Here is a 20,492-nt window from a genome sequence, read left to right as displayed (position 1 = left end):
GCTGTTTTTGCTATATGCGAGATACGGTTGCATTTTTACGGCGCAACCGTTCTTTCTTTCCATAAAAAACCGGCGTCCATTCAGAACGCCGGCTTTTGTACATTTTTATTCGGCCAACGCTCTGGTCAGCCAGGCGTCGGCAATATCCATTGCCAGATACAGGCCTTCCTTTTCGCTGGATTTTACAATCTGCTTGCGGGAACGGATATTGGGGTCAGTGTACATCAGCTGTACGGTTACCTTGTCTGCAACCTCCATATCCTGCACTGTCTTTTTGCTTTTGATCTCCATTTTGATCACATATTTATCTTTCATGCTGCCGTAGTAAATGACGTCGCCGCAACGGACCAGGGGCTTGCCTTTATACATGGGGAACTGCTGCGTTTCCTTCTTTTCGCTCATATCGGTACCATCCTTCTATTCATGAATTTCGTTTAATATCATTCGTCCAGTGGCTTAATCGCCCAGATAGGATTTGAGCAGGACCTGAAGCAGTTCGTCACGGTCGATTCTGCGGATCAGGCTGCGCGCGTTGTTATGTGTGGTAATGTATGTTGGATCTTCGGACAAAATATAGCCGACCAACTGGCTGATCGGATTATATCCTTTTTCCTTCAGGGCATCATACACGATCGTCAGAATCTGTTTAATATCATCCTCACGGTTTTGCCCCAGAGAGAAGGTCATTGTCTTATCATCAAACATGGAAACACCTCCAATGTATCATACTTTTTAAATCGCCGCATAAAGTCAGGATTTATGCAACGTGCACCGAAAACATAATGATATTTATAATATATGATACAACATACAACGCACAATTTCAAGGTTTAATTTGTAAACAGCATGGGAAAGGCTGTAAAAAAGAATGTTGTCCTCAGGAACGCAGATTCGCACCGATCTTTTCCAGCTCCGCCATCACCTTTTTCATCACAGTGGTGGTGTGCTCTTCTGTTAGAGTATTGTCATTGGAACGCAGTGTAATACTGAACGCGACGCTTTTTTTACCGTCCTCGATCTGTGCACCCTTGTATACGTCAAAGAGCTTGATTTTTTCCAACAGGTTTCCAGCGCCCTTGACAATGGCCTTTTCCAGATCCAGAACCGGAATGCGGTCGTCGCAGAGCAGTGCCAGGTCGCGTGTGACCGCCGGGAATTTCGGCAGCGGCGTGTAGGTCTTTTCTGGTTTGGCGCAGGCGAACAGCAGGTCAACGTCGAGGGAGAAGCTGTAGACGCGTTCACCGATGCCGTAATTTTCCGCAACCTGCGGGTGCAGCTCGCCGATGACGCCCAATTGTTTGCCGTCGATGCGCAGTACGGCGCATCGGCCCGGGTGATAGCTGTATTCCTCGCTGGAAGCAGCAATGTCATAACCGGTCATGGAGACGGCAGCGAGAAGTTGTTCGACCATGCCCTTTACCGTAAAGAAATCGGCCTTGTTGCCGTACATACCGGCGATCAGTGTGGTCTTTTCCTCAGGGAGCTGGTTCTCCGTGGTGGGGATATACTCACTGGCCAGTTCAAACAGGCAGGCGGACTCATTGCGGTTGTTATAGTTGCGGGATAGCACTTCCATCATGGAGGGGAGTGCGACGGTGCGCATGATGCTGGTGTCTTCACCGAGCGGATTGCTGATGATGATGGATTTGCGCAGGGGATGGTCCGCCGGCATGCAGATTTTGTCGTAATATTTGGGGCTGATAAAAGAGTATGTCATAATTTCGCTGGCACCGAGCGCGAACATGGTGTTGCTCAGCTTTGCAAGGAATTTCTGACGGGGGGTATATTTGCCCTGTGCGCCGCCGCCGAGATCGGTGCCGGGCACCTTGTTATAGCCGTAGAAACGCACGATTTCCTCGGCAATATCCGCCTTGTGCTCCAGGTCCGGGCGGAAGGTGGGAACGAGAACATCCTCGCCGTCGAAGGTGCAGTCCAGCTTTTTCAGGATCGTTTTCATTTCCTCGCCGGTGAGGTGTGTGTCGAGGAAACGGTTGGTCCAGTCGACGTCCAGATGAATCCTGCGGCGCTCGCTGCCGGAATGGTTGTCGACCACCACGCCGTCCATTACATCGCCGGCGTCGAGCAGTTCGACCAGTTCGCAGGCACGCTCCAGCGCAGGCAGGCAGTTGTTCGGGTCCAGGCCCTTCTCATAGCGGGAAGAGGCGTCGGTGCGCATGCCCTGGTCGCGCGCGGTGGTGCGCACGGAAGCGCCGTTAAAACAGGCGGACTCAAATACAATCGTCGTGGTGTCGTCCATGATGCCGCTGTATTCGCCGCCCATGACGCCCGCGATGGCGATTGGCTTGTTTGCATCCGCGATGACGAGCTGTTTCTCAGTCAGAGTGCGGTCCACGCCGTCCAGCGTCGTAATGGTTTCTCCTGCTTTGGCCCGGCGCACACAAATTTTTGAGTCGTCAACAAAACGGAGATCGAACGCATGCATCGGCTGGCCGTATTCCAGCATTACATAGTTGGTGATGTCCACGATATTGTTAATGGGGCGCACGCCCATGGCGCGCAGGCGCTCGCGCATCCAGCGGGGGGAGGATTTTACGCGCACGTTTTTCACAATCTTGGCGGAGTAGATGGAGCAAAGGTCCGGGGCCTCCACCTTGACGTCGAGCAGGTTTTCACAGCTGCCATTGCCGCCCTTGACTGCCGGCGTATGCAGGCAAAGCTCTTTATCAAAGGTTGCCGCCGCTTCACGCGCCAGGCCGATCACGGAGAAGCAGTCCGGACGGTTGGAAGTGATTTCAAATTCCACTTTGGTGTCGTTCAGGCCGATCGCCTCACAGATGGGCGCGCCAAGGGTCAGATTGCAGTCGTCGCCCAGTACGAAGATGCCGTCTTCCACGGCATAGGGGAAGTCGTGCTGTGTCAGTCCCAGTTCGCCCAGAGAACAGAGCATGCCGTTGCTTTCCACACCGCGCAGCTTGCCTTTTTTAATCTTCTTGCCGCCCGGTAGAATGGAGTTGTGCAGCGCCACCGGGACAACGTCGTTTTCTTTCAGGTTCTGCGCACCGGTCACGATCTGGATCGGCGCATCCGCACCCACATCGATCTGGCAGATCCACAAATGGTCGGAGTCCGGATGCTTTTCCAGACTGAGCACTTTGCCAACCACAATATTTTCAATCTCGCAGCCCTCGGTTTCCCAGCCTTCCACCTTGGAACCGCTCATCGTCATCGCTTCTGTGAAATCCCGCATCGGCATTTCGTCCAGCGTCACGAATTCCTTCAGCCATCTCATCGAAAGATTCATTGCTTTTTACCACACTTTCTATGTCAAAGTTATTCTTCAGAACGCCCTTAAAACTGCTTGAGGAACCGCACGTCGTTCTCATAGAACAGCCGCAGGTCGTCAATGTTGTAGCGGCGCATTACAACGCGCTCCAGACCCATGCCCAGCGCAAAGCCGCTGTAGACCTCCGGATCGATGCCGCAGTTGGAGAGCACCTTCGGGTGCACCATGCCGCAACCGAGAATCTCAATCCAACCCTCGCCCTTGCAGAGGCGGCAGCCCTCGCCGTGGCAGTTAAAGCACTGCACGTCGACCTCGGCGCTCGGCTCCGTGAAGGGGAAATGGTGCGGACGGAAGCGCACAACGGAATCCTCGCCGTACAATCGTTTGACAAAGGTTTCCAGCGTACCCTTCAGGTCAGCAAAGGTAACGCCCTTGTCGACCACAAGGCCTTCGATCTGGTGAAACAGCGGGGAATGTGTGGCGTCCACCGCGTCGGAACGGTAGACACGGCCCGGAGAGATGACGCGGATGGGGGGCTGCTGCTTCTCCATCACACGGATCTGCACGGGAGAGGTCTGCGTGCGCAGGACAATATTGTCGTTGATATAAAAGGTATCCTGCGTATCACGCGCCGGATGGTCCTTGGGAATATTCAGCGCTTCAAAGTTGTAGTAATCGTATTCGACCTCGGGACCCTCTACGATGTCGAAGCCCATGCCCACAAAGATTTCCTTGATTTCATCCAATACAATGGACAGGGGATGCGGAACGCCCAGCTCGCGGTGTGTGCCCGGCAGGGTCACGTCGATGCGCTCCAGTTCCAGACGCTTTTTGGTCGCCTCCGCTTTTAATTCGGCGGCGCGTTTGGTCAGGTCCTCTTCAATAAAGGTACGAACCTTGTTGGCCAGCTCGCCGATGACCGGGCGCTCCTCGGGCGTCAGCTTGCCCATCTGTTTGAGAATGGCGGTTACTTCACCCTTTTTTCCAAGATACTTCACGCGCAGGGTCTCCAGAGCCTGCGGTCCGGTTGCTTCCGCCAGCTCGCGCATCGCGCTTGCGCGGATTTCTTCCAGCTTCTGCTTCATGGTTTGATCATTCCTTTCCGTATTGTGGGTCTCAGGGACAAATTTTTGTAAATAAAAAACGCCTTTGTCCCTCTTAACAAAGTAAGGGACGAAGGCGTGTCAGCACTCCGCGGTACCACCCTGATTTATGCCGTGTGAAAACACGGGCATACAGCTTTTTGGCCTTTATCGGCGCCCACCGTCACAGCCTACTAGAATACATATCATTCAGCCGTGCCGCTCCAAAGGGAACTTCACTTTTTCCGGTTCACAGGCACGCTTACAGCCGGTGACGCGCCCTCTCTGTCTGACAGGTAAAAAGCTACTTTCCTTTTTCCTCGCGTTATATTTTAATATATCATCTTTTCATGGAAATTACAAGCTTTTTTCGACGGATTCCGGACAGGGGCCGGTGGATTCCCGGATGATCAGTTCCGGGCGCAGCAACAGCTTGCTGATGCTGACTCCGCCAATCAATTCCTCCAACAGCATAAAGGCGCTTTTTCCCAGGGAAACACGGTCCTGCCGCACGGTGGTCAGAGTGGGCGTCAGGTGCTGTGCAATGGGGAGATCGTCAAAGCCGGTGACGCTGACGTCCTCCGGGATCCGTTTGCCCAGCCGTTTGAGCTCCGCGACCACGCCGGAGGCGATTAAATCGCTGGCGCACACAATGGCGGTCGCACCCCGCTCCAGGAATTTGGCCACGTGGTATTTGGCGCAGTCCGCGACAAACCAGCCGTTTTCGATCAGGCTCCAGTCGACAGGGAGCCCATGCCGCTCCATGGACTGGACGAAGGCGGCCTGGCGCTCCTCTGTGACCATGCTGTTTTTGGAGCCGTTGAGCAGGGCGATGCGGCGGTGCCCCTGTTCTGCCAGCAGAGCGATCAGCGCTTCGATTCCCTCAAAGCCGTCCGTTCCCACATAACCCACATACCGGTTTTGCAGGGTATTATCCAGCAGTACCGTGGGGACGGCTGTGTGCTCCACCTGGCTGATATAATCATCGTGCAGGGCAAATCCCAAAAGGAAAGCACCGCAAAAACCATGCTTGAGCATAAAGGAATCGTATTTCTCCTTTGCCTGCATATTCAGATTGGTGGGAATCACAGTGACCTCACAGTGCCTGCGTACCGCAGCCATTTTAAACCCTACAATGATTTCGTAACCAAATTGATCGATATGATTGTATTCCATATTCTCGATCAGGATGCAAACCTTGTGCTTGCCTGTGCGCCGTACGCGTTTGGACGCGTAGCCCATTTCTACGGCGGTATCCAGCACGAGCTGCCGGGTTTCCTCGCTGACGTCGCTGGCGCCGTTCAGGCCCTTGGAGACGGTGCTTGCCGCAATGCCGAGTCGGTTTGCGATGTCTTTAATCGTTGCCATAGGCTGCCTCCTGTCTATTGAACTGCGTTTATCAGTATAACGGGAATAGTACAGGGTTTCAATAGGATATTGAGAGGATAAGCACATTTTTAGTAGAAAATGGTTGTCTCTTTTGAAACGGAACAGCGGTGAGTTGACATTGGCGGTAGGATTTGGTATTATGGAGCGCGGTAAATAGTTTCGTATATTTTCGTGATAAGGGTGAGATTATGCCAAAAATAAACAAACAATTGCCGCGTGGAGCGGGGGTTCTGCTTCCGGTCAGCAGTTTACCGTCCCCGTATGGTATTGGTACGCTGGGAAGGGACGCCTTTGCCTTCGTCGATTTCTTACTGGCAGCCGGGCAGACCTATTGGCAGGTGCTGCCGGTTGGTCCCACCAGCTTTGGAGATAGCCCCTACCAATCCTTCTCCGCCTTTGCCGGGAATCCGTATTTTATCGATCTGGATACGCTGGTGGAGGAAGGCCTGCTGGAAAAGCGGGAGGTCAGCGGCTATAGCTGGGGAACTTCCCCGGACGATGTGGACTATGAACGGCTGTTCCGGTTCCGGTTCCCAATTTTGCGGAAGGCGTTTCATCGCAGCCGCCACCAGGGGACGGAAGCATACCGCCGGTTTTGTGAAACGCAAAAGAGCTGGCTGGATGACTACAGCCTGTTTATGTCCCTGAAAGAACAGTTTAACAATCAGGAATGGCTGCGCTGGCCGGAAGAACTCCGCCTGCGCCAGCCGGAGGCCATAGCGCGCTGGGAAGCGGAGCTGACGGAAGAGCGCGCGTTCTGGAGTTTTTGCCAGTATAAATTCTTCGAGCAGTGGAACCGGGTCAAAGCTTACGCAAATGAGAAGGGTGTGCAGATCATCGGGGATATCCCGATTTATGTGGCGTTAGACAGCGCGGACGTGTGGGTTCATGGCGGCCTGTTCCAGTTGGATGAGTTACGCCGTCCCATCAGCGTGGCGGGGGTGCCGCCGGATGCATTTTCCACAACGGGCCAGCTCTGGGGCAATCCTTTGTATGACTGGGACGCTATGGAGCGGACGGATTTCGCCTGGTGGAAAGAACGCATGGCGCACTCTGCAAAGCTGTACGACGTGATCCGTGTCGATCATTTTATCGGCGTGGTGCGGTACTATGCCATTCCTTACGGTTCAGAGACCGCCGCGACGGGGGAGTGGCGGGAAGGCCCCGGAGCAAAGCTGATCAAGGCCATCGATTCCGCGGTCGGACAGTCCAAAGTGATTGCGGAAGACCTGGGCGTCGTGGTGCCACAGGTGCGCAAGGTACTGAAGCAGGCGGGTTATCCCAGCATGAAGATCATTCAGTTCGGTTTTGACTCCGATGCGCGAAACGAGCATCTTCCGCACAACTACACGCAGAACATGGTGGTATACGGCGGTACGCACGACAACGAGACGCTGGCGGGACGCTATAACAATATGAAACCCGCGGATGCGCGGTATGCCATGAAGTACCTGCAAGTGCGCAAGAGAAGCGATATCCCCAAAGCAGTTGTTTTAGCGGGGTATGCAAGTGTGGCAAATACGGTGCTGTTCCAGATGCAGGACCTGTTGTTCCTGCCAAACAGCGCGCGCATGAATTTTCCGTCTACATTGGGCGGAAACTGGCGCTGGCGCCTGTGCCGGGAGCAGTTGAAAGACGAGCTGGCGTCGTGGCTGAAAGAGCTGACGGAGCTTTACGGGCGATGAGAAAAAGGAGTGTGAAACATGAATACATTTAAAAGCGATATCTGTGAGGCGTTGGAGCTGGAATACGGAAAAGGCATTCAGGACGCCAGCACAGTTGAATTATATAACGCGGTTTCCAAGGCGACCATGAAAGCAATTATCCCGGAGTGGAGAAAACCTGCGGAGCAAAAGCGCGCCTGCTATTTTTCTGCGGAATTTCTCATTGGCCGCCTGATTTACAACAATCTTTTGAATCTTGGCTTACTGGAACAGCTCACGGAGCTGTTTAATGAACATAATATTGAGCTTTCCGTATTTGAGGAAATTGAGGACGCGGCGCTGGGAAACGGCGGGCTGGGCCGGCTGGCAGCTTGCTTCCTGGATTCCGCGGCTACCCACCAGATTCCGCTGGACGGCTACGGCATCCGGTATAAATACGGTTTGTTTAAGCAGTATTTTGCCGATGGCTTTCAAAAGGAGACGGCGGACGACTGGCAGCGCTTCGGCGATCCCTGGTCCATCCGAAAGGAAGAGGAAAAAGTCCTGATTACATTTAAAAATCAGTCCGTATATGCCGTACCCTATGACACGCCGGTGATCGGATACGGCGGCGGGACGGTCAATACCCTGCGGTTATGGCAGGCGGAACCGGTCAATGGCTTTGACTTCGACCTGTTCAATGCGCAGAAATACGACCTTGCCGTAAAAGAGCGCAACGAGGCGGAAGCGATTTCCAGTGTGCTTTATCCCAATGACGATACAGATAAGGGCAAGCGATTGCGCCTGAAGCAGCAATACTTTTTCTCCAGCGCCTCCCTGCAGGATTTGATCCGGCGCTATAAAGCGGTGCATGGGGACGATTTCTCCGCGTTCCCGGAGACCTATGCGATCCAGTTGAACGACACCCATCCGGTTGTGTCCATTGCGGAACTGGTGCGCCTGCTGGTGATGAACGAGCATTTGACCTTTGCGCGCGCACTGAAAATTGCCCGCCAAACCTTCGCCTACACCAACCACACCATTATGGCGGAGGCACTGGAAAAATGGAGCGTCCGCCTGTTCCGCTCCGTGCTGCCGCAGGTTTACCGCTATGTTGTGCTGATTGACAAAACGCTGCAAAAGGAACTGGCTGCGATGGGCGTGACAGGGGAAGCGCAGAAACCGTACCGGATCATAGACGGCGGACAGATTCACATGGCGCGCCTTGCAATTTTTGGGACGCACTCCACCAACGGCGTTGCAAAAATCCACACGGAGATCATTAAGAATGTTGCGCTGCACGAATGGTATACGCTGTATCCGGAGCGTTTCAATAACAAAACCAACGGCATTACCCAGCGCCGCTGGCTTGCCCTGGCCAACCAGGAGCTGGCCGGGTATATCACGGGCAAAATCGGCAACGGCTGGATTACCGATTTGGATAAGCTGAAGGGTCTGGAAGCGTACAAAGACGACGCAACCGCAATCCGCCAGTTTGCGGAGATCAAATACCTGAAAAAGCAGCAGCTGGCAGATTATGTATGGAAGCATGACGGGGTGCAGATCGATCCGGACTTTATCTTTGACATTCAGGCGAAGCGCCTGCACGAGTACAAACGTCAGCTGTTAAATGCGTTTTCCATCCTGGATCTTTATTTTGGCATAAAGGACGGCCGCATCAAGGATTTTTATCCCACGGTATTTCTTTTTGGAGCCAAGGCGGCTCCGGGATATTTCCGTGCTAAGGGTGTCATCAAGTTCATCAATGAAATCGCCAAACGGGTCAACAACGACCCGGAGACGAAGGACCGGTTGCAGGTGGTGTTTGTCTCGAATTACAATGTTTCCTATGCGGAAAAACTGGTTCCCGCGGCCGATATCTCCGAGCAGATTTCCACGGCGGGCACAGAGGCTTCCGGAACCGGAAACATGAAGTTTATGCTGAACGGCGCCGTGACGCTTGGCACCTATGACGGCGCAAATGTGGAGATTGTGGAACAGGCCGGAGAGGAAAACAACTATATTTTCGGCGCGCGCGTGGAAGATCTCGAAAAATTGGCGGACACGTACGATCCAAAGGCGCTGTATGAGAAGAATCCTCGTATCAAAAAGGCGATGGACTGCCTGGTCGACGGTACGTTTGACGACGGCGGGACGGGCATGTTCCAGGATCTTTACAATTCAATTTTGCTGGGCGCCAGCTGGCACAAACCGGACAATTACTACCTGCTGCTCGATTTTATCCCGTACTGCGAGGCGAAACTGCGTGCGAATGCGGAGTACCGCGACCGGTTCCATTTCACACAGAAATGTCTGCTCAACACCGCAAATGCGGGCAAATTTTCCAGCGACCGCACCATTCATGAGTATGCGAGGGAAATCTGGGAAGTGGAAAAATAAGGAAGTCTCTTTTTATAAAAATGGTTGCTCCAAGAATTGTCAATGCTGTCGAAATGTGGTACAATAAGCTATCATATGAAAACAAAGCTGCGTTACATCGGGGCCTGGCTAAAACCGAGGACATTCCGGTATAAAACGCTGTAAAGCAGGGATAGCATGCTGGTGACAGGAATTGATCTGATTGAAGTAGACCGAATAAAAAAATCAATACAAAATCCGCGCTTCTGTGAAAAGGTGTTTGGCCCGGCTGAACTGGCTTTTTTGCGGGAGCGCGGATTTTCCGCGCAGAGTGCGGCGGCTTCCTTTTGCGCAAAAGAGGCGTTTGCCAAGGCGCTTGGCACGGGGGTGCGTGGGTTTGCTCTCTGCGAAGTGGAATTGCTGAGGGGTAAATTGGGACAGCCTTTGCTGCAACTGAGTGGTGCGGCCGGGCGAATTGCGCAGGAACGGGGCTTGACCTTTACGGTAAGTGTGACGCATACAAAGATGTATGCGGCGGCAGTCGTGATCGGGGAGAAAGCCCCGCTTGCGGAAGGATCCGGAGATAAAGGAGAGGTACATAAATGAAGGTATTGAACGCGGAGCAAACACGCAGCCTGGAGAAGAGCGCCGTCAAGGCGGGAATCAGTTATTTACAGCTGATGGAAAACGCAGGCGCCGCCGCCGCACGGTTTATCAAAAAGCGTTTCCCGGTTGACCAAAAGCGCGTTGTGGTGCTCTGCGGCAAGGGCAACAATGGCGGGGACGGCTTTGTTGCCGCGCGGCATCTGGCAGAGCTCGGTGCAAAGGTGATTGTCGTTCTGGTAGAAGGGCAGCCGGGAACCGATATCGCGCGGGAGATGTATGAAAAGCTGGCCGATACAGCGGTTAAGACCGTGGATTATTTGGAAACGCCGGAGATGATCGCACCAATGCTTTCCTCCGCCGATTTCATAGTGGATGCAATTTACGGTATTGGGTTCCACGGTTCGATACCGGAGTACTTGCACCCACTGTTCATTGTGGTGAAGAGCTGCTCCGCCATGGTAATTTCTTTGGATGTTCCCAGCGGTGTTCTCTGCGATACGGGAAGTATCCAGGGGAAATGCATCCGCGCCAATTATACGGTGTCCTTCACAACGCTGAAGAATGCACATCTGTTGCAGCCGGGTAAGACGTATTGCGGACAGGTAGCTGTGGTGCCGGTTGGGATCACGTCCGCACTGATCAACCGCCAGCCGACCACGCTGGAAGTGACGGAGCAGCATGTGGCGCGCGCGATGGTAAAGCCCAGGAAGCCGGAAAGCAACAAGGGCAGCTATGGCAGGCTGCTCTGTGTCTGCGGCAGCGTGGGCATGGCGGGCGCCGCGGTACTGAGTGCCAAAGCGGCGGTACGGTGCGGCGCGGGATTGGTCAATGTGGCGCTGCCCTCGTTAATTTACCCGATTGTAGCCCAGAATGTGACGGAGCCGACCTACACGCTGCTGAACAACCTGCCCAACGGGATGCTGTCCGGTGAGAGCGAACGCAACCTGTTTGCGTTCCTTTCGCGTTCCACCGCGTGTCTGATCGGCTGCGGTATGGGAAAATCAGCTGGGACCACGGCAATGGTCACAAAGCTGATTTCTACGGCGAAATGCCCGTTGGTTATCGACGCCGATGGCATAAATATTGTAGCGGAACATATAGATGTATTGAAAACAGCCAAGGGGCCGGTCGTCATGACGCCGCATCCGGGGGAGATGGCGCGCCTGTTGAAAACGACAGTCGCGGATGTGCAGGCGCACCGGTTGGAATATGCACGGAAGTTTGCGGCGGAGCACAACGTGACCATGGTACTCAAAGGCGCGGGCACGATCGCCGTTTCACCGGAGGGGAAGGCGTTCCTCAACATCACCGGGAATCCCGGCATGGCAAAGGCCGGCAGCGGCGATGTCCTGGCGGGTATGATCGCGTCGTTTGTCGCGCAGGGGGTCAATCCGTTGACCGCTGCGGCAGGCGCCGTGTACTTGCATGGCCTGGCGGGCGACCGCTGCGCACAGCAGCTTTCCAAATGTGCCATGCTGCCGACGGATATGATTGAAAAGCTTCCGGAGCTGTTTTTAGAAATTGAGCGGTAAACGCTCTCCGGAGGGATGCCCATGCGCAAAGCGGCACTTTGTCTGCTTGCGATGTTACAATGCTGCTGGATTGTTTCCTGTTCTGCCGTGACGCCTTCTCTTGAGGCGTCGGATTTGGTGTTTTTGTTTTCCTGCAAGGCCGAGATCACGGCAGGGGAAACGCAGACCATTTGCACGGTGGAACGTACTGCGCCGGGGATCATCCGATTTTCTGTTTTACAGCCGGAAGATCTCGCGGGAATGGGATATTACTGGAGTGGGGACAGTTTCAGTACCACTTATGCCGGGCTTGAGGCACAAAGCGATACATGCCCCTTGCCGCAGGCCAATTTTGCGGTCATTCTACAGGAGACGCTGGATTATGCCAGCCGGTCCGACGTGTTAACGGCAGGGGAGAACAATACCTTTATGGGCGAGTTTGACGGCTGTGCGTTTACCCTCACAGCAGACCCGGAAACGGGCCGCCTTGTAAATCTCACTGTACCGCAGAAAAATTTTACCGCTGTTTTTTCCGAATACAATGATACGATTCCCTGAAAATAAATTGAGCAAAAAACTGCCGTTTGCGCCGGGTTGCGTGTAAACGGCAGTTTTTTATTTCGTTAATAAAATCACTGAATTTTCGACCTAATAAAGAGAATAAGAAGTGCTTTTCCGCTAAGTTAACGGAAAAGCATTTATAAATTGGTAAAGCGAAACGGCTTTTATTGCCTGTATAGCTATTTTGCCATTGCATGATGGCAGAGAGGGTTCCAAAACAAGCAGACGACATGGATTTTCGCTGAGGCAAAAAAGTGGCAAGCAGTATTTTATGGTGTACATAAAACACTGCTTGCCACAATTGAAAACGGCGAAAGAGGGATAATCAAAGAATGTGCCCGTTCCGGTCCTGTGACGGCCTTCAGCTCCCCAGCAGCTTTCGGATCTCATGCATCATAGCGGGGATATCCAGGGGTTTTGCCAGATGACCGTTCATGCCAGCCTCCTTGGCGGCGGCAATATCTTCAGAGAAGGCATCCGCCGTCATGGCAAGAATGGGAATCTCTATCGCGTCCGGCCGGGGCAGGGCACGGATTTCCCGGGTGGCCTCGTAGCCGTTCAGATCCGGCATGTGAACGTCCATCAGGATCAGGTCGAAATAACCGGGCCGGGCGTGGGAAAAGCGCTCCACGCATTCCCGCCCATTGTCCACGGTTTCCACCGCTGCACCAAAGCCTTCCAACAGTTCCTGTGCAATCTGCTGGTTGAGGAGATTGTCCTCTGCAAGCAGGATGCGCCTGCCCGACAGAGACGCCGCTGCCTCCCGGGTGGTGTCCGGCGCCGCCTCGCCCAACACATACTGCCGGATGCAGCGGTTGAGGGTGGACTTGAAGAAGGGCTTTTGGATAAAGCCCGCAACGCCATCTGTCAGGGCTGTTTGCTGGATACGTGCCCAGTCGTAGGCGGAGAAGATGACCACTTGAGTCTTGCTTCCCACCTGGTTCAGAATGGTTCGGGCGGCCTGACCGCCGTCCATGCCCGGCATCCGCCAATCCAGAAGGATCAGGTCATAGGACCGGTTTTCCCTGCGGGCGGCCACCGCCCGTTCCACGGCATCCGCTCCATTTTCGGCCGTGTCCGCCTCCACGCCCAACTCCTGAAGCATCTCCGCCGCCGATTGCAACGTCAGTGGGTCGTCGTCCGCCACCAGCACCCGAAGCGGGGGCAGCATTTGCTCCGGCTGGGTGCTCTCCACCTGGAAGTCCAGATTTACCGTAAAGATGGTTCCCGCCCCCGGTGTACTCTCCACCTGAATGCTTCCCTCCATCAGGTCCACAATCATCTTTGTAATGGCCATACCCAAGCCGCTGCCCTCAATCCGGCTGACACGGCTGTCCTGTTCCCTTACGAAAGAGGTGAACAGATCCTTGAGAAATTCCGCTTTCATCCCGATGCCAGTGTCTGCCACCCGGAAAGTGAAATGGGCGTACCCCTCCCGGTCAGAGGGGCTCTCAGTCACGTCCACGCTGATGCCGCCCCCCTCGGGGGTGAATTTCATGGCGTTGGAGAGAAGGTTGAGCAGGATCTGATTCAAACGCAGGGCGTCCAGACAGAGTTTCTCGTGCTCCACGCGATGCAGGCGAATGTTGAACACCTGCCGTTTCTGCTGTACGGTGGGCTGTACGATGCTCACCAGTTCCGTCATCAGATCCACCAGAGACACGGTATCGTTATTCAGCGTCATTTTACCGCTCTCTATTTTGGACAAATCCAGTATATCGTTGATCAGCCCCACCAACAATTGACCGGAGGTGCGGATGTTTTTCAGGTATTCCTGCACCTTCTCCGGCTCGTTTATATGGTCAGAAGCCAGCTTCGTCATGCCAATGACTGCGTTCATAGGGGTGCGGATATCGTGAGACATGTTGGAGAGGAAGCGGCTCTTCGCATGATTTGCACTCTCGGCCGCCCTGCGGGCTGTCTCTTCCGCCTGCAACACGCGGCGGGTGGAGTCCCGGTAGATGTGAAATACCGCCGCCAGCGCCAGCATACCGGCAAGAATGAACACGATCAAGAGCTGGGATTGGCGCAGGATGCTGTTCGCCTGCTCCATAATGACTTGATCCGGAATGATGGAGACCACATACCAATCCGCCGCGCGCTCCATGGGCACGTAGCAGAACACATAGTCTTCCCCTTGATATTGAAACCGGGCCACCCCCTGCTTGCCTTCCTCCAGCGCACAGCGGAAGGAATCCACCGCCTGCTGATCGTTATTCTGCAGATCGATGATGTCAAAGAGGTTCTGAAAGGTCCGGTTGCTGTTGCGGTGCTGAGAGCGGATTAAGATGTTACCTGCCCGGTCCACGACGTAGGAAAAACCGGCGTCATTATAAAACGATAGGGAGAAGCGGTCCGCAACCGATGACAAGGGCTGCATCTTTTGTACATAGCCCTGCGCACCGTCCGCAAAGGTGAAACGCTTATACATGCCAATGGTCCACACGCCGGTGTGCCCGTCCAGGAAGGGCCGCCGAATACCTTGTTCCCCCATACTTTGGAACAGCTCCAACTGTTCCTCATCCAGGGGATACCCCGTCTTCAGTTCTACGGAATAGGCGCTCCCGGCGTCCAGATCCACACAAATATACGTTGTCTCCTCTGAACGGTGCAGGCGCAGTTCGTCCAGGATCGCAGCGGCGTCCCGGGAGTCCTGTTCAGCAAGTTCGACAGACAGTTGACGCAGGGCATCTGCATCCTTTTCCAGATAGGTATCCAGCGCGTGACGGCCCTGTGTGGTGGTTTCCAGAATGTCCGTGACCGCCTTGGTCCAGAGCGCGTCCCGCACGCCGGTGATGTAAAATATGCCGCCTGCAATGAATGCTGCTGCTAACAGCACCGGAACCACAAAACGACCGATCCGTTTGATGTTCATTCCGCGCCGTCCCCCTCTGTATGTATCCATTTCGCGATCTGCGCGTCCAATAGGGTGGTAGCGGAATCCGCATCGCCCCCCTCTAGCAGCTCCACCACGCACTGCCGCGTCATATCCCAGATGGGGAAATGCAGATTGTCGTCCGAACCCAGCACGCTGCGCCCGTTATTCAAATACGGTCCGATGGATTGTATGGCCTTGTCTTTTGCCAGCCGGTTTTCTTCCAGCGGGCTGAAGGAACTCTGGCTTTCCACGAATTCCCACATGACGTCCTTTTGGGTCATGAACTCCGCAAACTGTTTGGCCTGCTCAACATTCGGACTGTCCGCATTGACGCTGATGCGCGTATCTACATTGATAACCAGCACGCTCCCGTCTTCCAGAATCGGATAAGGATGCACCTCGAACTGAAAGCCAGGTTCCAGATCCCGCAGCCGGGACACTGCCCACGCGCCTGTGAGCATGAAGGGCCTGTCGCCTTTTGCGAACAGTGCCAGATCGTCCTTGGTCTTAGCGGTCTGCAGGGCCTCATCCGCATCGATCCAGCCCCGGTCCAGCATCTGCTCCACCAACGCAAAGCCGGGACGAAGCGCCTGAGCCAAATCCGCCTGGCCGCTGTTGAAGCGGGCGATATCCTCGGCGGTGTGGCCGCTCTGATAGATGGGCAGCATTGCCTTTGCAATGGCCACGGTTTTCAGAGAAATGTCGTTGTTGGCGACAATGGGAACGATTCCCTCGGATACAAAGTAATCGCACACTGCCTGCAGTTCCGGCAAGGTTTCCGGGACGGTCTGCCCGTGTTGCTTCAAGAGATCCAGGTTACAGTAGAGGCCAAAGGCGGAAATGGAGGTGGGGACATAGTAAACTTTGCCGTCCGCATCCATCTGGCTCTTGGCCAGTTCGCTGAAGCTGTCCAGCGTGGAGAGACCGGAGAGGTCTGCCAGCTTTCCCTGGTTTCCCAGCTCCAACACCCGTTCGTGGTCCACCATGAAAACGTCGTCCTCGTTCCCGGTGGCCAGCCGCTTTTCCAGCACATCAAAATACGCCGGGCTCTTGATTCCGTCGTAGGAGATGGAGACTTCGGGGTAGGTGTCCATATAGCGATGAAGTGCGTCTTCAATGGCCATGACATTCAACGCTTCGTATTTGAAACCGAAAAACGTCAGATGTGTCTCCGAACCGGCGTCCTCCAGGGCACTGTCAAACACGATATTTTCTCCCTGCCGGCCGCCGCAGCCAGACAACACTCCCAGCAGGAGGGCGGCCGCCAGTCCCGCGGCCATTCGTTTTATCAGTCTCATACGGTCTCCTCTTCTAATTAGCATGACCGGTCTTTGGGTCCAGTCACAAGCTCACTGTGTTTCGTTTTCAATGCTAAACAACGGGGCTGTTTTCAGAACCTTACACAGGGTCGCATGGAGAACACCAACCCCCAAGAACTTTTGCCTCAAGAGCGTGTGCGGTCATGAGATTTCTGTTGTCAGCCTTTTCCTGTGGAGGCGCCCCGTTTGCAAAGGCAACAGTTTTATGTCAATTGAAGGACTTTAAATGAGGTCTATCCTCTCTATAGTTAAGAATACTTGATTTTCCGTCGATATTCAATCGTAGAGAGCAAATCCTCAGACCTGTTTTCAACGGTTTAGACGCTCTTTTTATTGGTGGTATGGCAATCAATTTGTGGAAGTGTGTTTTGCCAAAAAAAATATGGATAGCTATGTACAGTCCGGGCTTTTCACCTTATCTGCCCAGGGGGAATAAAAAGATAACCAGCTTTTTCATTTTAATAGTAGCGCATAAAAATGTCAAACAGTTCATTTTGTTTTATTGCTTCATGCTGCTGTTTATACCTTGTTTGCTCGCTTGGGCACCATTTTACCCTTGCAGGATTGTATTGCACGCAGCGGAAGCGCTGCTTTCATGTTTTTCAGTAAAAAGATCTTACCACCGCCGAATAGTTATTATTTTATTATACATCAATAAAAATCGCCAGATTTTCTTCCTTTGAAGGGAACAAAAATTCCTTTTCTGCCAAGTCAAAGAGAAAGCACGCAAAAACTGGTAAAACGCAACTATTTTTATCAGTTTTGTTTTTGTGCCAACCCACGCCGCTCTCTAATATTATGGTAACGGGCCTGGAAAAATTTTTTATGGCGTCGCAGCGTTGTGCATAAACGCGAATGGCGCCGCCAACAATACAAACAGGCTCATGAGCAAGACAGTTCAGCTGGTTTCAATATCTTAACAACGATTAAGAAACCGGCATCACATGATTATTCGGAGAGTGAAAAGAGTGAACATTAGAAGAGGCGATATTTACTATGCCGATTTAAGCCCTGTGGTCGGCTCGGAACAGGGCGGAGTGCGCCCTGTGCTAATTGTTCAGAATGATGTAGGAAACCGGTTCAGTCCAACCGTAATCGCGGCCGCAATCACCAGCCAGCGTGCCAAGGCAAACCTTCCCACGCACATTATGCTCGACTCGGAAAATACTGGCCTGGCGAAGGATTCGGTGGTTTTATTGGAACAGGTCCGCACCATAGATAAGCACAGACTGAAGGAGCGCATGGGACGCATTGACCGCGCGTCCATGGAACAGGTGGATCAGGCGCTGAGCATCAGTTTTGGATTGGGCAGTACGGAAGAGGTTCGCCGGGCTACATAAGCTGCAGGATAACAGCAGGCGATAGCGGCCCGGCGGGGCATCATATTTTTGCCCCATATGGTATAAAAACAGAAGAATTCTTTCAAAATAAAGAAGGCGCGGCCGCAGGGCAGGCGCAAACAAAAGAAGGGATGTGTTCCAATGGCATTGACCGAAAAGGAGCTCTCTGCAATTGAGGATCAGCTCAGCGGGGAAAAGCTGCTCATTACCAAATGCAAAGCATATGCCCAACAGTGTACGGATCCGGAATTGAAGCAAAAATGCGAAGCAATTGCCGGAAAACACCAGACCCATTATGAAAAGCTTCTGAGCTTTTTGAATTAGGGAGGGATATGCGATGAGTATGCAGGAAAAAGAAGTATTTGACGACGTTTTGACTTCACAGAAATTTATTACAGACACGTACAACACGTACACGAATGAATGTGCGACGCCGAATATCCGCGACGAGTTTTTAAACATTCTGACCGAGGAACACCAAATCCAGGCGGATGTGTTTGACGAGATGAAAAAACGCGGCTGGTATACGACTCCGCAGGCGGAGCAGCAAAAGATTCAGCAGGCAAAGCAGAAATATCAAAACGAAAACCCACAGGGCTAAAGAAGCGGAGCCGGTCCAAAAGAAACATCTTTTGGACCGGCTCTTTTTGTCATTCCAACGGAAAAAGGTGCGGGACACCCTTCAATTTCTGACAGAAACAGCAAAATGGACCCGCTATAATAAAGATCAATGATACAGCTTCACCGTAGGGAAAGGGGGAATGGCACACACGCAGACGATTTATCTGGACGTACTAATCGGCGTCAACCTGTTTATCAACTATTTTTTGCTTTTGGCAGTTGCACGGTTTCTCAGTATTTCCGTCAAGCGGCGGCGGCTGGTTGCGGCGGCGGCGCTGGGAGCGTTTTACGCGCTCAGTATTTTCTTTCCGGAGCTGCCCTCCGTTTTATCGCTTCTGGTCAAGCTGGCGATGTCTGCCACGATTGTACTTGCAGCTTTTCCGCGCAGAACGCTCAAGCTGTTTTTGCGGGAGCTGGCCTGCTTCTACATAACCAATTTTGCCTTTGCTGGTTTTATGCTCTGCCTGTGGTTTTTCATCGCGCCTCAGGGACTGCTCATTAAAAATTCCGTCGTCTATTTCGAAATTTCGCCGTTGTTCCTGCTGGTGGTAACGGTATTGTGCTACCTGATTATCCGCGTTATCCAGCGCGTCACAGGACGGCAAAATCCGTCGCTCCTTTTTTGCCGGATATGGATTGATTATAAAGGGGCAACCGGGGTTTGCAAAGCGAAGGTGGACACGGGAAATACCCTTGTGGAGCCGTTTTCGGGGTTTCCGGTGGTGGTAGTGGAGGAAAGTGCATTTCGTGAAATCTTGCCTCCGGAAGAAGAACAGACTTCCTTCCGTGTGGTTCCGTTTCAGACGGTTTCAGGAAGCGGTATCCTGCCCGCGTTCCGTCCGGATAAACTGGTGATCCTCGCCGGAGAAAAGAAAATAGAAGCAAAGGACGTCTATATTGCGGTCAGCCGGGAATCTCTTTCGGGAGGGGATTTCAGCGCGCTGCTCAATCCCGACCTGTTGTCCTGAATGCCGTGAGCAGACGGCTGATTCCGCCCAAATCTGGCCGAGGGCGGGAGAATTGAGACCGCGGCGGCAGCGGTAAAAAGGGAAACTGCGTTGAAAATGAAAAAATGGAGCCTGTTTCAATGGCTGAAAAGCAAATGGTCGTTTTTTTTGCTCCGTCTGGGCCTGCAAGGAGAGGTCCATTACATCAACGGCCCGGAAACCCTGCCGCCGCCGTTGACGCGCGACGAAGAAGCAATTGTGATGGAAAACATTATGAAGGGAAAACAGAATGCCCGGGAACCGCTGATCACCCATAACCTGCGTCTGGTGGTTTACATCGCAAAAAAGTTTGAATCCAGCAATGCCGGCGTGGAAGACCTGATCTCCATTGGTACCATAGGCTTGATTAAAGCGGTCAACACGTTTTGTCCGGAACGAAATATCAAACTGGCGACATATGCTTCCCGCTGTATTGAAAATGAAATTCTGATGTTTCTGCGGAAGAGCTCCCAACAGAAAAATGAAATCTCCATTGACGATCCGCTGAACGTGGACTGGGATGGAAACGAGCTGCTCCTCTCCGACATACTGGGCAGCGAGCAGGACGTTGTCAACCACGGGATTGAACAGGAGGTGGAACGGGACCTGCTGTTAAACGCGGTGGAACATCTGGCCCCGCGCGAAAAGAGAATCATGCAGCTCCGCTTCGGCCTGAATCATACGAAAGAACATACGCAGAAGGAGGTGGCGGACAGTCTGGGCATTTCCCAATCCTACATATCGCGTCTAGAAAAGCGTATCATTGAACGGCTGAAACGGGACCTGGAGCGGGTCAGCTGAAGGAAAGGAGCTGTTACAGAAAAAATCCGATGATAACATAGTGATAAAACGCCCATGAACTCCAATGAAAACCGGAGTTCATGGGCGTTTATTATATCAGTTTCGCATCGTTTATTTTGTGGTTCTGGTATGCTGTGCGGATTTTACAAAGAC

Annotated in this window: 17 protein-coding genes and 1 other annotated feature; of the genes, 10 read left to right on the top strand and 7 right to left on the bottom strand. The window is 53.1% G+C overall.

Annotation, left to right across the window (positions count from 1 at the left end):
- Positions 1-105: 105 nt before the first annotated feature.
- From BN2106_RS09740 to BN2106_RS09720, 5 genes are all read right to left on the bottom strand, one after another.
- Positions 106-402 carry a hypothetical protein gene (locus BN2106_RS09740; protein ID WP_050698344.1) on the bottom strand — a complete coding sequence of 99 codons (297 nt, stop codon included), beginning with the start codon at positions 400-402 and terminating at the stop codon, positions 106-108.
- A gap of 54 nt (positions 403-456) precedes the next feature.
- Positions 457-705, bottom strand: a complete 249-nt coding sequence (locus tag BN2106_RS09735; protein WP_050698343.1) for an IreB family regulatory phosphoprotein — start codon at positions 703-705, stop codon at positions 457-459.
- 172 nt (positions 706-877) lie between these two features.
- The gene (pheT, locus tag BN2106_RS09730) at positions 878-3,262 is read right to left on the bottom strand and encodes a phenylalanine--tRNA ligase subunit beta (protein ID WP_050698342.1); all 2,385 of its coding nucleotides are present in this window, start codon (positions 3,260-3,262) and stop codon (positions 878-880) included.
- Positions 3,263-3,309: 47 nt separating this feature from the next.
- On the bottom strand, positions 3,310-4,329 hold the full coding sequence (gene pheS, locus BN2106_RS09725; RefSeq protein WP_050698341.1) for a phenylalanine--tRNA ligase subunit alpha: 1,020 nt from the start codon (positions 4,327-4,329) through the stop codon (positions 3,310-3,312).
- Positions 4,330-4,410: 81 nt separating this feature from the next.
- Positions 4,411-4,656 (bottom strand) — a binding site (T-box leader).
- Between the two features lie 27 nt (positions 4,657-4,683).
- Positions 4,684-5,694: a LacI family DNA-binding transcriptional regulator gene (locus tag BN2106_RS09720; RefSeq protein ID WP_050698340.1), complete on the bottom strand. Its 1,011-nt coding sequence runs from the start codon at positions 5,692-5,694 to the stop codon at positions 4,684-4,686.
- A 209-nt stretch (positions 5,695-5,903) separates the two neighbouring features.
- Here BN2106_RS09720 and malQ point away from each other — a divergent pair, with 209 nt between their 5' ends.
- The 5 genes from malQ (at position 5,904) to BN2106_RS09695 (ending at position 12,391) form a co-directional block, all read left to right on the top strand.
- Positions 5,904-7,400 (top strand): 4-alpha-glucanotransferase, encoded by a 1,497-nt coding sequence (gene malQ, locus BN2106_RS16770; RefSeq protein ID WP_050698339.1) that lies wholly within the window; start codon positions 5,904-5,906, stop codon positions 7,398-7,400.
- Positions 7,401-7,418: 18 nt separating this feature from the next.
- On the top strand, positions 7,419-9,758 hold the full coding sequence (locus BN2106_RS16765) for a glycogen/starch/alpha-glucan phosphorylase (protein WP_050698338.1): 2,340 nt from the start codon (positions 7,419-7,421) through the stop codon (positions 9,756-9,758).
- A gap of 156 nt (positions 9,759-9,914) precedes the next feature.
- Positions 9,915-10,322, top strand: a complete 408-nt coding sequence (gene acpS, locus BN2106_RS09705; protein WP_050698337.1) for a holo-ACP synthase — start codon at positions 9,915-9,917, stop codon at positions 10,320-10,322.
- A complete protein-coding gene (locus tag BN2106_RS09700) occupies positions 10,319-11,854 on the top strand; it encodes a bifunctional ADP-dependent NAD(P)H-hydrate dehydratase/NAD(P)H-hydrate epimerase (RefSeq protein WP_074017480.1) in 1,536 nt (511 codons plus the stop codon). Before acpS ends, BN2106_RS09700 begins: the two co-directional genes overlap by 4 nt.
- Before the next feature lie 21 nt (positions 11,855-11,875).
- Positions 11,876-12,391: a hypothetical protein gene (locus BN2106_RS09695; RefSeq protein WP_050698336.1), complete on the top strand. Its 516-nt coding sequence runs from the start codon at positions 11,876-11,878 to the stop codon at positions 12,389-12,391.
- A gap of 364 nt (positions 12,392-12,755) precedes the next feature.
- Here the strand turns inward: BN2106_RS09695 and BN2106_RS09690 are convergent, their stop codons facing one another.
- On the bottom strand, positions 12,756-15,269 hold the full coding sequence (locus BN2106_RS09690) for a response regulator (RefSeq protein ID WP_050698335.1): 2,514 nt from the start codon (positions 15,267-15,269) through the stop codon (positions 12,756-12,758).
- Positions 15,266-16,570, bottom strand: coding sequence for an ABC transporter substrate-binding protein (locus BN2106_RS09685; RefSeq protein ID WP_242846292.1), 1,305 nt, complete (start codon positions 16,568-16,570; stop codon positions 15,266-15,268). Before BN2106_RS09685 ends, BN2106_RS09690 begins: the two co-directional genes overlap by 4 nt.
- 989 nt (positions 16,571-17,559) lie before the next feature.
- Between BN2106_RS09685 and BN2106_RS09680 the strand changes: the two genes are divergently transcribed.
- From BN2106_RS09680 to sigE, 5 genes are all read left to right on the top strand, one after another.
- Entirely contained in the window at positions 17,560-17,931 is a 372-nt protein-coding gene (locus BN2106_RS09680) for a type II toxin-antitoxin system PemK/MazF family toxin (RefSeq protein ID WP_050698334.1), read from the top strand.
- A 141-nt stretch (positions 17,932-18,072) separates the two neighbouring features.
- Complete coding sequence (locus BN2106_RS09675; RefSeq protein ID WP_050698333.1) at positions 18,073-18,255, top strand: hypothetical protein; 183 nt, start codon at positions 18,073-18,075, stop codon at positions 18,253-18,255.
- Positions 18,256-18,268: 13 nt separating this feature from the next.
- Entirely contained in the window at positions 18,269-18,532 is a 264-nt protein-coding gene (locus BN2106_RS09670) for a spore coat protein (protein WP_050698332.1), read from the top strand.
- A 160-nt stretch (positions 18,533-18,692) separates the two neighbouring features.
- Positions 18,693-19,520, top strand: a complete 828-nt coding sequence (locus BN2106_RS09665; RefSeq protein WP_050698331.1) for a sigma-E processing peptidase SpoIIGA — start codon at positions 18,693-18,695, stop codon at positions 19,518-19,520.
- A 96-nt stretch (positions 19,521-19,616) separates the two neighbouring features.
- Positions 19,617-20,339 (top strand): RNA polymerase sporulation sigma factor SigE, encoded by a 723-nt coding sequence (sigE, locus tag BN2106_RS09660; protein ID WP_050698330.1) that lies wholly within the window; start codon positions 19,617-19,619, stop codon positions 20,337-20,339.
- Positions 20,340-20,492: the final 153 nt, after the last annotated feature.

This window comes from Anaeromassilibacillus senegalensis (assembly GCF_001261775.1).
GTDB classification, from domain to species: domain Bacteria; phylum Bacillota; class Clostridia; order Oscillospirales; family Acutalibacteraceae; genus Anaeromassilibacillus; species Anaeromassilibacillus senegalensis.
This window is presented reverse-complemented; position numbering and strand designations above follow the sequence as displayed.

Coding starts and splice junctions, on each gene's coding strand:
- malQ (WP_050698339.1), top strand. CDS start 5,904: ATGCCAAAAATAAACAAACAATTGCCGCGTGGAGCGGGGGTTCTGCTT.
- BN2106_RS09675 (WP_050698333.1), top strand. CDS start 18,073: ATGGCATTGACCGAAAAGGAGCTCTCTGCAATTGAGGATCAGCTCAGC.
- BN2106_RS16765 (WP_050698338.1), top strand. CDS start 7,419: ATGAATACATTTAAAAGCGATATCTGTGAGGCGTTGGAGCTGGAATAC.
- BN2106_RS09670 (WP_050698332.1), top strand. CDS start 18,269: ATGAGTATGCAGGAAAAAGAAGTATTTGACGACGTTTTGACTTCACAG.
- BN2106_RS09695 (WP_050698336.1), top strand. CDS start 11,876: ATGCGCAAAGCGGCACTTTGTCTGCTTGCGATGTTACAATGCTGCTGG.
- BN2106_RS09700 (WP_074017480.1), top strand. CDS start 10,319: ATGAAGGTATTGAACGCGGAGCAAACACGCAGCCTGGAGAAGAGCGCC.
- sigE (WP_050698330.1), top strand. CDS start 19,617: ATGAAAAAATGGAGCCTGTTTCAATGGCTGAAAAGCAAATGGTCGTTT.
- acpS (WP_050698337.1), top strand. CDS start 9,915: ATGCTGGTGACAGGAATTGATCTGATTGAAGTAGACCGAATAAAAAAA.
- pheT (WP_050698342.1), bottom strand. CDS start 3,262: ATGAATCTTTCGATGAGATGGCTGAAGGAATTCGTGACGCTGGACGAA.
- pheS (WP_050698341.1), bottom strand. CDS start 4,329: ATGAAGCAGAAGCTGGAAGAAATCCGCGCAAGCGCGATGCGCGAGCTG.
- BN2106_RS09685 (WP_242846292.1), bottom strand. CDS start 16,570: ATGAGACTGATAAAACGAATGGCCGCGGGACTGGCGGCCGCCCTCCTG.
- BN2106_RS09720 (WP_050698340.1), bottom strand. CDS start 5,694: ATGGCAACGATTAAAGACATCGCAAACCGACTCGGCATTGCGGCAAGC.
- BN2106_RS09690 (WP_050698335.1), bottom strand. CDS start 15,269: ATGAACATCAAACGGATCGGTCGTTTTGTGGTTCCGGTGCTGTTAGCA.
- BN2106_RS09735 (WP_050698343.1), bottom strand. CDS start 705: ATGTTTGATGATAAGACAATGACCTTCTCTCTGGGGCAAAACCGTGAG.
- BN2106_RS09740 (WP_050698344.1), bottom strand. CDS start 402: ATGAGCGAAAAGAAGGAAACGCAGCAGTTCCCCATGTATAAAGGCAAG.
- BN2106_RS09665 (WP_050698331.1), top strand. CDS start 18,693: ATGGCACACACGCAGACGATTTATCTGGACGTACTAATCGGCGTCAAC.